The sequence below is a fragment of the Aliidiomarina sp. genome (assembly GCF_047920995.1).
Classification (GTDB): domain Bacteria; phylum Pseudomonadota; class Gammaproteobacteria; order Enterobacterales; family Alteromonadaceae; genus Aliidiomarina.
Genome location: NZ_JBLRWZ010000001.1, coordinates 110,132 through 124,229, shown reverse-complemented (window position 1 = coordinate 124,229; position 14,098 = coordinate 110,132). Strand labels below are relative to the sequence as shown.

Annotated in this window: 16 protein-coding genes; 13 read left to right on the top strand and 3 right to left on the bottom strand. The window is 46.6% G+C overall.

The window, feature by feature from the left end:
* Positions 1 to 21 precede the first annotated feature (21 nt).
* From lgt to tcdA, 3 genes are read left to right on the top strand one after another with little or no spacing between them, the layout of a single operon-like run.
* Positions 22 to 942, top strand: coding sequence for a prolipoprotein diacylglyceryl transferase (gene lgt / locus ACNA7P_RS00590; protein WP_416256687.1), 921 nt, complete (start codon positions 22 to 24; stop codon positions 940 to 942).
* A 14-nt stretch (positions 943 to 956) separates the two neighbouring features.
* Positions 957 to 1,790 (top strand): thymidylate synthase, encoded by an 834-nt coding sequence (locus ACNA7P_RS00585; protein ID WP_416256659.1) that lies wholly within the window; start codon positions 957 to 959, stop codon positions 1,788 to 1,790.
* Positions 1,791 to 1,805: 15 nt separating this feature from the next.
* Positions 1,806 to 2,606, top strand: a complete 801-nt coding sequence (tcdA, locus tag ACNA7P_RS00580) for a tRNA cyclic N6-threonylcarbamoyladenosine(37) synthase TcdA (RefSeq protein WP_416256658.1) — start codon at positions 1,806 to 1,808, stop codon at positions 2,604 to 2,606.
* Here the strand turns inward: tcdA and ACNA7P_RS00575 are convergent.
* A complete protein-coding gene (locus tag ACNA7P_RS00575; protein WP_416256657.1) occupies positions 2,603 to 3,052 on the bottom strand; it encodes a SufE family protein in 450 nt (149 codons plus the stop codon). The two genes, tcdA and ACNA7P_RS00575, sit on opposite strands and share 4 nt — an antisense overlap.
* 176 nt (positions 3,053 to 3,228) lie before the next feature.
* On the opposite strand from ACNA7P_RS00575, the gene ACNA7P_RS00570 reads away from it, so the two are divergent.
* From ACNA7P_RS00570 to ACNA7P_RS00550, 5 genes are all read left to right on the top strand, one after another.
* Positions 3,229 to 3,978, top strand: coding sequence for an electron transfer flavoprotein subunit beta/FixA family protein (locus tag ACNA7P_RS00570; RefSeq protein WP_416256656.1), 750 nt, complete (start codon positions 3,229 to 3,231; stop codon positions 3,976 to 3,978).
* Complete coding sequence (locus ACNA7P_RS00565; RefSeq protein ID WP_416256655.1) at positions 3,975 to 4,907, top strand: electron transfer flavoprotein subunit alpha/FixB family protein; 933 nt, start codon at positions 3,975 to 3,977, stop codon at positions 4,905 to 4,907. The genes ACNA7P_RS00570 and ACNA7P_RS00565 overlap by 4 nt, the downstream gene beginning before the upstream one ends.
* A 202-nt stretch (positions 4,908 to 5,109) precedes the next feature.
* Positions 5,110 to 6,912 carry a DUF1302 domain-containing protein gene (locus tag ACNA7P_RS00560; RefSeq protein ID WP_416256654.1) on the top strand — a complete coding sequence of 601 codons (1,803 nt, stop codon included), beginning with the start codon at positions 5,110 to 5,112 and terminating at the stop codon, positions 6,910 to 6,912.
* A gap of 123 nt (positions 6,913 to 7,035) precedes the next feature.
* Positions 7,036 to 7,743: a uracil-DNA glycosylase gene (ung, locus tag ACNA7P_RS00555; RefSeq protein ID WP_416256653.1), complete on the top strand. Its 708-nt coding sequence runs from the start codon at positions 7,036 to 7,038 to the stop codon at positions 7,741 to 7,743.
* A gap of 98 nt (positions 7,744 to 7,841) precedes the next feature.
* Entirely contained in the window at positions 7,842 to 8,009 is a 168-nt protein-coding gene (locus ACNA7P_RS00550) for a DUF3545 family protein (protein WP_416256652.1), read from the top strand.
* Between the two features lie 54 nt (positions 8,010 to 8,063).
* On the opposite strand, the gene suhB is transcribed toward ACNA7P_RS00550, so the two are convergent.
* Entirely contained in the window at positions 8,064 to 8,864 is an 801-nt protein-coding gene (suhB, locus tag ACNA7P_RS00545; RefSeq protein WP_416256651.1) for an inositol-1-monophosphatase, read from the bottom strand.
* 130 nt (positions 8,865 to 8,994) lie between these two features.
* Here suhB and trmJ point away from each other — a divergent pair, with 130 nt between their 5' ends.
* The 3 genes from trmJ (at position 8,995) to ACNA7P_RS00530 (ending at position 11,517) form a co-directional block, all read left to right on the top strand.
* On the top strand, positions 8,995 to 9,726 hold the full coding sequence (trmJ, locus tag ACNA7P_RS00540; protein ID WP_416256650.1) for a tRNA (cytosine(32)/uridine(32)-2'-O)-methyltransferase TrmJ: 732 nt from the start codon (positions 8,995 to 8,997) through the stop codon (positions 9,724 to 9,726).
* Positions 9,727 to 9,847: 121 nt separating this feature from the next.
* On the top strand, positions 9,848 to 10,330 hold the full coding sequence (gene iscR, locus ACNA7P_RS00535) for a Fe-S cluster assembly transcriptional regulator IscR (RefSeq protein WP_416256649.1): 483 nt from the start codon (positions 9,848 to 9,850) through the stop codon (positions 10,328 to 10,330).
* A gap of 14 nt (positions 10,331 to 10,344) precedes the next feature.
* A complete protein-coding gene (locus ACNA7P_RS00530) occupies positions 10,345 to 11,517 on the top strand; it encodes an IscS subfamily cysteine desulfurase (RefSeq protein WP_416256686.1) in 1,173 nt (390 codons plus the stop codon).
* Positions 11,518 to 11,540: 23 nt separating this feature from the next.
* Here ACNA7P_RS00530 and msrA read toward each other — a convergent pair whose 3' ends face one another.
* Complete coding sequence (gene msrA / locus ACNA7P_RS00525; RefSeq protein WP_416256648.1) at positions 11,541 to 12,104, bottom strand: peptide-methionine (S)-S-oxide reductase MsrA; 564 nt, start codon at positions 12,102 to 12,104, stop codon at positions 11,541 to 11,543.
* Positions 12,105 to 12,389: 285 nt separating this feature from the next.
* Between msrA and ndk the strand changes: the two genes are divergently transcribed.
* Together ndk and ACNA7P_RS00515 are read left to right on the top strand one after the other, a co-directional pair.
* Positions 12,390 to 12,821 (top strand): nucleoside-diphosphate kinase, encoded by a 432-nt coding sequence (gene ndk, locus ACNA7P_RS00520; protein ID WP_416256647.1) that lies wholly within the window; start codon positions 12,390 to 12,392, stop codon positions 12,819 to 12,821.
* Between the two features lie 84 nt (positions 12,822 to 12,905).
* Complete coding sequence (locus ACNA7P_RS00515; RefSeq protein ID WP_416256646.1) at positions 12,906 to 14,042, top strand: bifunctional tRNA (adenosine(37)-C2)-methyltransferase TrmG/ribosomal RNA large subunit methyltransferase RlmN; 1,137 nt, start codon at positions 12,906 to 12,908, stop codon at positions 14,040 to 14,042.
* Positions 14,043 to 14,098 lie beyond the last annotated feature (56 nt).

Here is a 14,098-nt window from a genome sequence, read left to right as displayed (position 1 = left end):
AACTAGAACAGCACAAGGAACATTATGAGCAGTAATCACCTGCAGTTTCCAAACTGGGATCCGATTGCGATTTCCATCGGGCCAATCGATGTGTATTGGTATGGCTTAATGTATCTAGTAGGCGCGGTATTCGCGTATTGGTGGGGTAACAAACGGGCTCGGCAAGCACCGAATTGGAATGAGAATCAGTGGCAAGATATTTTATTTTGGGGCTTTTTGGCTTTGGTGATTGGCGGTCGAGTAGGGTATGTGCTGTTCTATCAGTTCGATCATTTCTTGGCCAATCCGTTGTATTTGTTCCAAGCTCGCGGTGGCGGCATGTCTTTTCATGGTGGTATGCTCGGTGTTATCGCGGTGCTGCTAATTTATGCTGTGAAAACCAACCGTTCGTTACTGGAAGTGGGTGATTTTGTTGCACCTATGGTACCGGTAGGGCTAGGTGCTGGGCGCATTGGTAACTTTATTAACGGTGAACTTTGGGGCCGCGTAAGTGATGTGCCTTGGGCTATGGTGTTTCCAAACCCCGCGGCTGGATTTTTACCGCGCCATCCTTCGCAGCTATACCAAGCTATAGGTGAAGGGTTATTATTATTCCTAGTGCTGTGGGCGTTTAGCCGTAAACCAAAACCAGTGGGTGCAATTTCTGGCTTATTCCTGCTTGGTTATGGTGTTGCTCGAATGGTAGTGGAGTTTTTCCGCGAGCCAGACGCCCATCTTGGTATTTTAGGTATGATGAGCATGGGCCAGTGGTTATCCCTGCCGATGGTTATAGCAGGTGCGGCGTTAATGATCTTGGCTTACCAAGGCAAACTTCAGCGTTTTGATCCTGGCAACCGAGTGCCGGCAGCAAATAACGTGCAATCTCAGCTAGCAAAAGATAAGCCAGGAAAAAACATGCCAGCAAAGAACAAGCCAGCGAAAAAACAGCAACGGAAAAAATAAACAGTGGGGAACTCATGCGCCAGTATTTAGACCTGATGCGCCATGTAATGGAAAATGGCACAGTAAAAGAAGATCGCACCGGTACCGGTACCCGCAGCGTATTTGGTTACCAAATGCGCTTTGATTTAGCCGCAGGCTTTCCTTTAGTTACCACTAAAAAGTGCCATTTGCGCTCGATTATTCACGAACTACTATGGTTTCTAAAAGGGGAAACCAACGTGGCGTACCTGCGTGAAAACGGCGTATCGATTTGGGATGAGTGGGCCACTGAAGTTGGTGATTTAGGCCCAGTGTATGGGGCAATGTGGCGTAATTGGCCTACAGCCAACGGTGGCAGCGTAGATCAAATTAGCGAGTTAATCGCACAAATTAAAACTAACCCAGATTCGCGGCGTTTACTGGTAAGCGCATGGAATCCTGCATTGTTGCCAGATACGAGCAAAACACCAAGAGCAAATGCGCAAGCAGGTTTGCAAGCATTACCGCCATGCCACACGCTGTTTCAGTTTTATGTAGCCGATGGCAAATTGAGTTGTCAGTTGTATCAGCGCAGTGCGGATATCTTTTTAGGTGTGCCCTTTAACATTGCTAGCTATGCCTTGTTTACATTAATGGTGGCACAGGTGTGCGGCTTAAAACCTGGTGAGTTTATTCATACCTTTGGCGATGCGCATTTGTACTCGAACCATATGGAGCAAGCGCAGCTGCAACTAAGCAGAGAACCGCATGCATTGCCAACAATGAAAATTAATCCGGCGGTGCAGGATATTTTTGCCTTCACCTATGAAGATTTTGAGTTAGTGGGTTATCAAGCCCATCCGCATATCAAAGCACCAGTAGCCATTTAGTTGTAGGGGTTTTGCATGAATGAGTGGCAGCGCCGCTTTAATGGTATTGAACGGTTATATGGTAGCGATCATGCCCAGCGTATTCGTTCTCTGCACTTGTGCGTAATTGGCCTTGGTGGCGTGGGCTCATGGGCCGCAGAAGGCCTAGCTCGCAGCGGTGTAGGTAAACTTACGTTAATTGATTTAGATGAAGTTTGCCTGAGTAACAGCAATCGTCAATCGCACGCCCTTACCAGCACCATCGGCCGGCCAAAAGCTGGGGTGCTGGCAGCTCGATTATTGGATATTAATCCGCAACTTGAAGTGCGGGTGATAGACGATTTCATCAGTAGCGATAATCTTGCCGAGTTGCTTACACCGCACCCACATGGTGTGCTCGATGCGATTGATAGCATACAAGCAAAAGTGGCGTTATTAGCGTGGTGTAAACGGCAAAAAATTGCTGTGGTAACCACCGGTGGTGCCGGTGGCCAAATCGATCCAACGGCAATAGCGGTTACTGATGTGGCCAAGGTTACGCAAGATCCACTGATGGCAAAGGTGCGTAATCAACTACGTAGAGATTATGGTTACAGCCGCAACCCGAAGCGTAAATTTGGTATTGATTGTGTGTATTCTACCGAACAATTGCGCTATCCACAGGGCGATGGTTCAGTATCTTACGCCAAGCATGGTGAAGAACATCAGCGCATAGATTGCAGCACTGGGTTTGGGGCAAGCATGATGGTTACCGCAAGTTTTGGCTTATTTGCGGCGGCCAAGTTAATGGAACGAGTGCTACCGAAACAAACACCCAGCTCGGCGGCCAAATCTTAGCCGGCAGTGGCTTGTTTAGCATGGCTGTATATTTGATATAGGCCATTACTGCGAGAAGGTGTAAGTTGCTGTTGTAAGCCACAGCTGCTTAACCACTGATTAAAATTAAATTCGCTAAGGGTGCTATGGGGTTTGCCCTGAACTGGCGCAAATAACACCACCAGTAAGCCAGCAATTAAACGTGAGCTACTGTGGGTGTAATAGTAGCACTGGTTGTTTTGGCACTCGATTTTAAGCCAAACAGGCGCTTCGCAACCGGCAACAGCAAATGCCGTTTCTTCCGGTACCGCATGCAGCTGTTGTGCCATTTTCGCCAAGCCCAATAGATATCGGTAACGCTGCTCCCATTGTTGCGCTTGTTGCAGTGCTACAGCGATTTGCTCAGCATCGGGCAAGGTTGGCATGTTGTTGTGAGGGTCGGCATGGGCCGGCTTTTTCGTTATCATTTGTTTTAAATACCTGTTTGAGCGGCTTATTTCTATTGCTGCCAGCTTGGGTTGACACTCTGGTTGGATGTTTTTTTTAGCCATTATAGCCAGATCACTTGTTTCATGCAGGCTGCTTTTACATAATGCAGCCTGATATCGGTTTCGATACAGAAATTATCAGAAGGAAAGATGTTATGAAAATCTTGGTCGCGGTAAAACGCGTGATCGATTACAACGTGAAAGTGCGCGTGAAATCGGATCAATCAGATGTAGATCTTAGCAACGTAAAAATGGCGTTGAACCCGTTCTGTGAGATTGCCGTGGAAGAAGCGGTGCGCTTGAAAGAGAAAGGTGTTGCCGAAGAAGTAGTTGTGGTTTCGATCGGCCCAAAAGCTTGCCAAGAACAAATTCGTACCGCGCTGGCCTTGGGTGCAGACCGTGGGATTCATGTAGAAGCCGATGCAATGCCTGATTCGCTCGCAGTAGCCAAGCTATTAAGTAAGATTGTGGCTGAAGAAGCACCGCAGTTGGTGATTTTAGGTAAGCAATCAATTGATTCAGATAATAACCAAACTGGCCAAATGCTTGCCGCGCTAACGGATATGCCGCAAGGCACCTTTGCATCTGAAGTAGTGGTAGATGGCGATAAAGTGCAAGTAACTCGGGAAGTAGATGGCGGTTTGCAAACCGTTGAACTTACCCTACCGGCCATTGTTACCACTGATTTACGCCTAAATGAGCCGCGCTATGCTTCATTACCGAACATCATGAAAGCGAAGCGCAAGCCATTAGATGTGAAAACGCCAGAAGATTTAGGCGTAGATATTGCCAGCAAAGTTTCTGTTCTAAAAGTAGCGGCACCAGCAGAGCGTAGCGCCGGTATTAAAGTGGCAGACATTGCAGAATTAGTAGAAAAACTGAAGAACGAGGCGAAAGTATTATGAGCATCTTAGTTGTTGCAGAACACGATAACAGCGCACTAAACCCAGCCACGTTGAAAACATTAACTGCTGCGCAAGCAATGGGTGATGATATCCACGTATTGGTAGCCGGTGAAAATTGTGCCGATGTAGCAGCTGAAGCTGCGCAAGCTGCAGGTGTTGCCAAAGTATTGCATGCTGATAACGCCGCATACGGCCATCATCTTGCGGAAAACCTTAGCGCCTTAGTAGTGAGCATCGGTAAAAACTATAGCCATATTGTGGCGCCAGCTACTACTACCGGTAAAAACTTTATGCCGCGCGTTGCGGTACTATTGGATGTTGCGCAAATTTCCGACATTATTGCGGTAGAAAGTGCAGATACCTTTCAACGGCCAATTTATGCCGGTAATGCTATTGCCACAGTGCAGTGTGCCGAAGAGATTAAAGTAATTACTGTACGTGCTACTGCATTCGATGCGGTTGCTGCGGAAGGCGGTAATGCACCTGTTGAAGCTATTGATGAAGTATTTGCCTCTGATAAAGTGCGCTTTGTAAGTGAGCAAGTGGCGGCTTCTGAGCGTCCAGAACTCTCTGCAGCTCGTGTGGTAATTTCTGGCGGCCGTGGTATGCAAAATGGCGAGAACTTTGCGTTGTTAGAAAAAGTTGCCGATAAGTTAGGCGCAGCCATTGGCGCCTCGCGCGCAGCAGTAGATGCTGGCTTCGTACCAAATGATATGCAAGTAGGCCAAACGGGTAAGATTGTAGCGCCAGATTTATATATCGCTGTAGGCATTAGTGGTGCTATTCAGCATTTGGCAGGCATGAAAGATTCCAAAGTAATAGTTGCTATTAATAAAGACGAAGAAGCACCAATCTTCCAAGTGGCTGATTACGGTTTAGTTGCGGATCTTTTTGTGGCTTTGCCAGAGCTAGAATCTGCATTATCCTGAGCACATGACAAGTGCGTGACAAGTAGGTTAGTGGTCTGCTAACCTGCTTGTTAATAAAATATTATAAAAAAGTTATCAAAATGATGGTAAATACTTGCTTAAATGCACGTAATCATACATGATTTTGACATAGTCATTAGCCGATCACCCCGGTTCGGGTTACGCAGGATAGGTGGCAACAACAATGAAAAGAAGAACAACTATGTTTAAAAAACTCCCATTAGCTTCTGCAGTAGCGCTCGCTATCGCAGCTGTACCAGTTCAGGCCGCAGATTTTGAAGTGGGGCCTTTTGCGGTGCAGTTTGATTCTACCTTCTCACTTGGTGCCGTTTGGCGTACTGGTTCGCGTGATATGCGCGTAATTCACCCAGGCAATATGGAAGGTGGATTAGGCCAATCAGGTGTTGCCGACGATGGTAACTTGAACTTTGATCGCGGCGATATGACCTCGTTAGTATTTAAAGGCATTCATGATTTAGATATTAACGCTGGCCGTTATGGTGGCTTTTTTACTCGCTTTAACTACTGGCATGATGCAGTAATTGAACGTGAAAACGTTGCCCATGGTCATACAGGTAACAATTATTTTCCAGATGCACGTTTAGATAGCGATTCCTTTGATGATTATTCAAAGGGCCAAGGCTTTAACATTCTCGATGCATTTTATTACACACAGTTTGATCTAGGCAGTAAGCCAGTTGATCTGCGGATTGGTCGCCAAGTGTTGAGCTGGGGTGAAAGTACCTTGGTTTTCAACGGTATCAACTCGATAAACCCACTTGATGTAAATGCGGCGCGTCGGCCAGGTGCTGAAGTACGTGAAGCTTTACTGCCAGTGGGTATGGTGAGCTTTTCCGTTGGTATCGCCGATAACACCACGATTGATTCATTTGTTGGGTTCGAGTGGGATAATACCAAGTTAGATGGCTGTGGTACTTTCTTTTCAACGGTAGACATCGTTGGCGGCCCGGGCTGTAATAAGGTAACGTTGAACCCGGAAGTAGCTCCAGGTCGTTTCTTAAGTGATCGTGAATCTGTAGAAGCCGGCTTGTATTTAACTCGTGCAGAAGATGTAAAAGCCAGTAACAGTGGCCAATTTGGTGTTGGCATCCGCCATTATTCACTTGATTTGGATACTGAATTTGGTTTGTACTTCATCAATGTGCATAATCATGCGCCGATTATTTCTGCTTACGATTGGAATACGCCAGCGCCAAGCAATAACATTGTAGCTACTAACGGCCCGCAGTATTTCACTGAGTGGCCAGAAGATAATCAAATTTACGGTGCAAGTTTTAGTACTACCTTAGCCGGTTGGTCTTGGGCCGGTGAAGTAAGCTACCGTCCGAAGCAAGCAGTACAGATTAACACTACAGAAATCCTAACTGCCGGATTACGCCCAGAAGTGCCGAGTTCATTCTCAGACCGCATTACGAGTGCGCGGCCAACAGGTGTTCCAGTAGGTAACTATGCACAAGGTTATGATGAGTTAAAAGTATATCAAGCTCAAATGACCTTCATTAACTTCTTTGAGCAGTTCTGGATTTCCGATCGTATGACACTACTTGCTGAAGTAGCTGCGAACCATATCGATAACCTGCCAGATTTAGATGTGCAGCGTTATGGCCGTAGCCCAGTGTATGGTAAGTGTTTAACGGTTCGTGATCAGCGTTTGTTGGGTAATCCAGGGGCAACTGAAAATATCAACTGTGGCGGCTTCGTAACCACTAGCTCTATGGGCTATCGCTTACGTGCGGTGTTTGATTTCAACAACCTATACCGTGGTTGGAACGTTTCACCAACACTAGTAGTGAACCATGATGTTGCAGGCTACTCGCCAAATGCAAACTTCATTGAAGGCCGTTTAAACCTTGGTGTAGTAGTAAACGCAACCTACATGAGCAAATACAACCTAACCGTTGGTTATAACAACTATAGCGGCTCAGACTATGATCCAATGCAAGATCGTGACCATATTTCTGCTAGCTTCTCGGTTGCGTTCTAATCGCGAATGAAGCTGTACAAGTACTACCATAAAAACCGCCTCCGGGCGGTTTTTTGTGCCCAGGTTTAACGCTGCTTCGCGCTCCAAAGCTGTATGTAACCTATTGTTTTTAAAGAGGCTATTATGGCAAGTTGGCAAACCTTTATTCAACAACAAGAGCAGCAAGAATACTATCAGCAGCTTCAGCAGCGTATAGCGGTCGAACGGGCTGGCGCAGTACCGATATATCCGCCAGCACAGCAGGTGTTTCGGGCATTTCAGCTAACCCCGTTAGAGCAAGTACGGGTAGTTATTGTTGGCCAAGATCCCTATCACCAACCGAACCAAGCCCACGGTTTAGCGTTTTCTGTGGTGCAAGGCGTGAAAGTGCCGCCTTCATTGCAGAATATTTATAAAGCGATTCAGCACGATTTTCCTAACAGTGAAATTCCCCAACACGGTGATTTAGCAGCATGGGCCAAGCAAGGGGTATTGCTGCTGAATACTTCACTTACTGTGCGCGAAAGCGCTGCGGGATCTCATGCTAAGTTTGGCTGGCAGCAGTTTACCGCTGCAGCATTGGCATTCTTGGCTGAGCATCATGCCTGCGTTTATTTACTATGGGGCAAGCATGCCCAAGAGATGGCCAAGCCACTAGTAGAAAACAGCCGTACAGCCGAACAATCTTTAGTGCTTACCTCGGTGCATCCATCGCCGTTATCTGCGCATCGGGGCTTTTTAACCTGTGGCCACTTTGCAGCTACTAATGCTTGGTTAACATCCCGAGGGCAGGCGCCAATTACATGGCTCCCGGAAGCCACAAGTGAAGCGAAGCAATTCACATTTTTGTAACATTTTTCTTTTACAATTCCCCGAGTTATGGTACAAATAATGTGCGCTTAACAAAATTGTAACAGCACAACAAATAGCGATATTCCAAAGGGGGATTCATGAACCATACAGATGAGCTCGGCAGTAACGAGAAAACAAGTAAGGGTCGTGCAGCAAAACGGAAGTGGCGTGAGATTGAAGCCATTCAAGAGCGTCAGCGCCTAGAAAAGGAATTGATGGATATTGATTACTGTTACGAGCTTGAAACAGACCAACTAGAGTTTTAAGCACAAAAAACGCCGCACTTGATGCGGCGTTTTTAATTTTCTCCGCAAATGTTTCTATTTGCGCATTGATTCAGAAAGCAGTGGGCGCATTTGCGTAACCATTGCTTGTACTATTTTTGGCGCTCCAGCAACAATGTTACCAGAGTTGTTGTGGTTGGTACCACCACCGAAATCAGTAACCACACCACCAGCTTCGCGAACCAATAACTCGCCCGCTGCGGTATCCCAATATTTTAAACCCGCTTCAAAAAAGCCATCGTAACGGCCAGAGGCTACGTAGGCTAAATCAAGTGCTGCGGCGCCCATGCGTCGAACATCTGCAGCTTGCTCAAAGAATTTGCTAAACACAGCTTGGTATTCTGGCAGTAAATGCTTCATGCGGAATGGGAAGCCAGTGGCGAGTAATACGCCATCCAGATCTTTATTCGGGCTTACGCGAATACGATAGCCATTCAGTTGCGCTCCTGCGCCGCGGCTTGCGGTAAACATTTCTTCGCGCACCGGATCGTACACAACAGCGTGCTGTGTAATGCCTTTATGCGTAAGTGCAATAGAAATACAAAAATGAGGTATGCCACGCACGTAGTTCGTGGTGCCATCAATTGGATCGATTACCCACAGGAAATCCCCCTCTGCGCCTTGCTCACCTGATTCTTCCGCTAAGAATTTATGATCAGGATACGATTTCTTAATCGTATTAATAATCACTTCTTCACAAGCGAGATCGATGTTCGAAACGTAATCATGTAGGCCTTTAGAGGTTACTTCTACTTGATCTGTGTTGGCAAAAGATTTCATTGCCACACGGCCGGCTGCACGGGCAGCACGCACCGCAATGTTTAAAATTGCATGCATGGGTAATTTCCTGTTCTGGCAAAGAGCGAGTGAAAAAATTCGGCTGCATTATAGGCATGTTTTCTGGCAGATGCAATCATACAGGGGCTGTGCTAGTATCTGCCGGAATTTTCACCTTGGAATCGTTGGCATGCTAAATCAAATTCGAATCGTTCTTGTAAACACCTCAGATCAACGCAATATTGGCTCTGCTGCTCGAGCCATGAAAACCATGGGGCTTACCGAATTAGTATTAGTTGCGCCGCTAGAGGAGCCGCAAGGTAAAGCGCAGGCTCTGGCTGCCGGTGCCACCGATGTGTTGGCTAATGCTACTCGGGTGGATACACTTGCGGATGCCTTGGCAGATTGCAGCTTGGTACTGGCTACAAGTGCGCGTAATCGCACTTTGGATTGGCCACAATTAACCCCACGTGAAGCTGGGGAAAAGGCGATTCAAGAAGGGTTGCAGGGTGCAAAGATCGCTATCGTATTTGGCCGCGAAGCCAGTGGCCTTACTAACGAAGAGCTGCAGCAAAGCAATTTCCATATTCATATTCCGGCGAACCCCGATTACAGCTCGTTAAACTTAGCAATGGCGGTACAAACTGTTAGTTATGAGCTGCGCATGGCGTATTTAGCTGCCCAAGAACGGGTACCAGCAGCGGCTGATGAATATCCGTTACATAAAGAGCTAGAAAGCTTTTATGAGCATTTTGAACAAGTACTTACCAAATCCGGCTTTATTGTGCGCCAACACCCTGGATTAGTAATGACCAAATTACGGCGATTATTCACCCGCACGCGGCTAGAGCAAAATGAGCTGAATATTCTTCGCGGGGTTTTAGCATCGCTGGAGAAGCATCTGCCGAACTCTAAAGCTTGAGTGTTTTACTAGGGTAAATACTTGATAGAAATACTCGGGAATGGTAAAGTTTTGCCTATTATCGAGGGTGTTTGTAGGCTGCAAAACGCCCTCGAAGCTACGTTAACCTGAGGTAGTGAGCATGCGATTAACATCGAAAGGGCGCTATGCCGTAACGGCTATTATAGATGTAGCCTTACACTGTGAGCACGGCCCGGTACCCCTTGCGGATATATCCGAACGGCAAGGTATTTCATTATCCTATTTAGAACAGCTGTTTGCTCGCTTACGCCGCAGCGGCGTTGTAAGTAGTGTGCGTGGGCCAGGTGGTGGCTATCAACTAGGCCGGCCAGCAGCTGATATCTCCATTGCGGCAGTAATTCACGCGGTGGATGAAAGTATTGATGCAACCCGTTGCCAAGGTAAATCAGATTGCTTAGGGGGCACCCGCTGTTTAACGCATTCACTCTGGTCTAGTTTAAGCGAACGTATTGATGATTTTCTCGCCAATATCACGCTTGCTGAATTAGTGAATCAACAGGATGTGTTGGAAGTTGCAAAACGGCAGCAAAACAAATTTGCCGCGAAAGAAGAGCAGAAGATAGCACTGAACATACAGGTTTAAGTACTTTGAGTAAGATTACCCTACCGATTTATCTCGATTATGCCGCAACTACGCCAGCAGATTTTTTAGTGGCTGAAAAGATGGCTAATTACCTTACTGTAGATGGCGTATTTGGCAATCCTGCATCACGTTCGCATCGCTTTGGTTGGCAAGCCGAAGAGGCTGTAGACACAGCCCGGGAACAAATAGCGGAATTGATAAATGCCGATCCCCGCGAAATCGTATTTACCTCCGGTGCTACGGAAGCCACTAATTTAGCTCTCAAAGGCGCTGCTGCCGCGTATCAACATAAAGGCAAGCATCTTATTACGTTATGCACCGAGCATAAGGCCACCTTAGATACTTGTGCGGAGCTTGAGCAACAGGGCTATACCATTACTTACGTGCCCGTACAAACGGATGGTGGTTTAGATTTGGCGGTGTTGGAGCAGGCACGGCAAGCAGATACCATCTTGCTCAGTGTTATGCAGGTAAATAACGAAATTGGCGTAATTCAAGATATTGCGGCGATTTCCCAGTGGTGTAAACAACACGATATTCTCTTGCATGTAGATGGCGCGCAAAGTGTTGCCAAAATTCCAGTAGATGTACGCGCGTTGAACATCGATTTATTCTCGATTTCAGCACATAAAATGTATGGCCCAAAGGGAATTGGCGCGCTGTATGTTCGCCGCACACCGCGGGTTCAGTTACATGCGCAAATGCATGGCGGAGGGCACGAGCGTGGTATGCGTTCCGGTACCCTACCAACGCACCAAATTGTGGGTATGGGCGAAGCGGCGCGCATCGCGAAAGAACAATTACATAATGGCGAAAGTGATCGCTTACTAGCACTAAAAACTCAACTATGGGAAGGCATCAGCGCATTACCAGGCGTGCACATTAATGGTTCATTAAACAATTCAGTGGCGGGCATTTTGAATGTTCAGTTTGCCGATATTGAAGGTGAAGCATTGCTGATGGCGATCCAAGATTTGGCTGTTTCAACTGGTTCGGCGTGCACATCGGCAAGTGTTGAACCTTCCTATGTTTTGCGAGCTCTGGGCCTATCAAATGCGCTGGCGCATAGCTCGATACGCTTTAGTGTGGGGCGTTACACGAGTGCGGAAGAAATCGAGTACACGGTGGCATTGCTAAATCGCGTGGTGCCCGAGCTGCGCAATGCGGAATCGTTATGGCAGCTCTAAACACCGCTTGATGATGCCTTTCTCTAGGCGTCTTGTTTTAAACGCGCAGCAAAGGTTTGGCGAAATTTGGCTAGCTTAGGCGAAACCACTGCTTGGCAGTATTGGTTTTCTGGATTGCGTAAAAAGTAATCGCGATGATACTCCTCGGCAGCATAATAGCGATCAAGAGGCTCAACTTGCGTTACTACCTTACCCTTGCCATCAGCACCGGGCCATATCTGCTCACGTTCAATTTCTGCAATAATAGCTTCGGTTTGTTCACGTTGCTCAGCGTTGTGATAAAACACAGCTGAGCGATATTGGGTACCAATATCATTGCCTTGGCGATTCAGTTGGGTTGGATCGTGGAGGGCGAAAAAGATTTCTAAGATTTCGCGAAAACTAATGTGCTCAGGGTTAAACTGCAAGCGAACCACCTCAGCATGGCCAGTAGTGCCAGAGCACACCTGCTCATAACTTGGGTTCTCAAGTTGCCCACCGGCATACCCGGATTGCGCATCAATTACGCCTTCCAGTTGCTTGAAAGCCGATTCCAGACACCAAAAGCAGCCGCCGGCAAGAGTTGCTTCCTGAAATGTAGTGGCCATACATACCTCATGTAATTGTTGTAGCATTGTTGTAACAAAGAAACGCTGTAATAGCAGTGCGAATGAGCTAAACGCATTTAACCATCTAGCCGTCTAAACTACAGCAGCTGCATGGATTTGCCAATAGCCTTTAGCGTGATCTACGTAAATATTCTTGAAAAAGAACGCCAGTTTGCTACGCAGCGCAAATTTATTGGGAAATTGCGCGGAATTCACGTATAATCCGCGCGTCTTTTTTAACCACTTTGAATGGCTCAGCAGAGCCTCAATTACCGGGAGTAAACAATGGCTTTGGAACGCACTTTGTCCATCATCAAGCCTGACGCGGTTGCAAAAAATGTAATCGGCGCCATCGTAAACCGTTTTGAAACGTCTGGCCTTCGTATTGTAGGTCAGAAAATGATGCACTTAAGCAAAGAACAAGCTGAAGGCTTCTATGCTGAGCATAGCGAACGTCCTTTCTTTGGTGCTTTAGTTGAATTCATGACTTCTGGCCCAATCGTAGTAATGGCGCTTGAAGGCGAAGACGCAGTTCGCAAAAACCGTGAAATCATGGGTGCTACTAACCCACAAGAAGCTGCCGCTGGTACATTGCGTGCAGATTTCGCGGAAACCATCGATGAAAATGCGGTACATGGTTCAGATGCAGTTGAATCAGCAGCGCGCGAAATCGCTTATTTCTTCTCTGATGAAGAAGTTTGCGCACGCACCCGCTAAACTATTAGTGAAGCGTGTAATAAAAAAGGGGCGTTTAGCCCCTTTTTTGACTTTTATAGCAGTTGTTGGAAACGAGGTTACGTAATGACAACCACCACTAAGAAAATCAATCTACTCGATTTAGATCGCCAAGGTATTCGTGATTTCTTCGCCGAATTGGGAGAAAAACCTTTCCGCGCCGATCAAGTGATGAAGTGGGTATATCATTATTGCATTGATGACTTCGATGACATGACCAACCTGAATAAAGGTTTACGTGGCAAGTTAAAAGAGATCGCCGAAATTAAAGCACCAAAGATTAAAGTGCAGCAGCAATCTGCCGATGGCACCATTAAGTTCGTTATGGAATTGGAAGATGGCCAAGAGATTGAATCGGTGTGGATTCCCGAAGAAGATCGCGCTACCTTGTGTGTATCATCACAAGTTGGTTGCGCTTTAGAGTGCACATTCTGCTCAACCGGCCAGCAAGGCTTCAACCGCAACTTGAAAGTTGCCGAAATTATTGGCCAAGTGTGGCGTGTAAGTAAATTATTAGGCCCCTTTGCAGACACCAATGTGAAACCTGTAACAAACGTAGTAATGATGGGCATGGGCGAGCCATTATTGAACGTGAAGAACGTAGTGCCAGCAATGCAGCTCATGTTGGAAGATTATGGGTTCGGTTTATCGAAGCGGCGGGTAACCTTGAGTACATCTGGGGTAGTACCAGCGCTAGAGAAACTGATTGGCCAAATTGATGTTGCCTTAGCTATTTCATTGCATGCACCGAATGATGAGTTGCGTAATGAGATTGTGCCAATTAACAAAAAGTACCCAATTGAAGAGTTTTTAGCCGCTTCACGTAAATATGTTGAAAATTCAAAAGCGCAGACGAAAGTAACCGTTGAATATGTCATGATAGACCACGTTAATGATTCAACAGAGCTTGCGCATCAGTTGGCGAAAGTATTGAAAGATACTCCAAGTAAGATTAACTTGATTCCATTCAATCCATTTCCGGGGTCTGATTATGGGCGCTCCAGTAATTCGCGCATCGATCGCTTTTCGAAAGTGTTGATGGAATATGGATATACAGTTATCGTAAGAAAAACGCGCGGTGATGATATTGATGCGGCTTGCGGACAGTTGGTGGGGGATGTGATTGACCGCACCAAACGGCTCTTAAAAAAACAACAAAAACAGAAATCTGGGGAACCGATTCAAGTTAATATTGTCGGTTAACTGGGTACCCGAATAACAGCATGGATTGCAATTCTAGTGGTGAACTTCAGGCTATC

Excerpts from the sequence above, each read along its gene's own strand:
- ung (WP_416256653.1), top strand. The coding sequence starts at position 7,036 with ATGGCAAGTTGGCAAACCTTTATTCAACAACAAGAGCAGCAAGAATAC.
- ndk (WP_416256647.1), top strand. The coding sequence starts at position 12,390 with ATGGCTTTGGAACGCACTTTGTCCATCATCAAGCCTGACGCGGTTGCA.
- ACNA7P_RS00565 (WP_416256655.1), top strand. The coding sequence starts at position 3,975 with ATGAGCATCTTAGTTGTTGCAGAACACGATAACAGCGCACTAAACCCA.
- ACNA7P_RS00515 (WP_416256646.1), top strand. The coding sequence starts at position 12,906 with ATGACAACCACCACTAAGAAAATCAATCTACTCGATTTAGATCGCCAA.
- tcdA (WP_416256658.1), top strand. The coding sequence starts at position 1,806 with ATGAATGAGTGGCAGCGCCGCTTTAATGGTATTGAACGGTTATATGGT.
- ACNA7P_RS00560 (WP_416256654.1), top strand. The coding sequence starts at position 5,110 with ATGTTTAAAAAACTCCCATTAGCTTCTGCAGTAGCGCTCGCTATCGCA.
- ACNA7P_RS00585 (WP_416256659.1), top strand. The coding sequence starts at position 957 with ATGCGCCAGTATTTAGACCTGATGCGCCATGTAATGGAAAATGGCACA.
- suhB (WP_416256651.1), bottom strand. The coding sequence starts at position 8,864 with ATGCATGCAATTTTAAACATTGCGGTGCGTGCTGCCCGTGCAGCCGGC.
- ACNA7P_RS00575 (WP_416256657.1), bottom strand. The coding sequence starts at position 3,052 with ATGATAACGAAAAAGCCGGCCCATGCCGACCCTCACAACAACATGCCA.
- msrA (WP_416256648.1), bottom strand. The coding sequence starts at position 12,104 with ATGGCCACTACATTTCAGGAAGCAACTCTTGCCGGCGGCTGCTTTTGG.
- ACNA7P_RS00550 (WP_416256652.1), top strand. The coding sequence starts at position 7,842 with ATGAACCATACAGATGAGCTCGGCAGTAACGAGAAAACAAGTAAGGGT.
- trmJ (WP_416256650.1), top strand. The coding sequence starts at position 8,995 with ATGCTAAATCAAATTCGAATCGTTCTTGTAAACACCTCAGATCAACGC.
- ACNA7P_RS00570 (WP_416256656.1), top strand. The coding sequence starts at position 3,229 with ATGAAAATCTTGGTCGCGGTAAAACGCGTGATCGATTACAACGTGAAA.
- iscR (WP_416256649.1), top strand. The coding sequence starts at position 9,848 with ATGCGATTAACATCGAAAGGGCGCTATGCCGTAACGGCTATTATAGAT.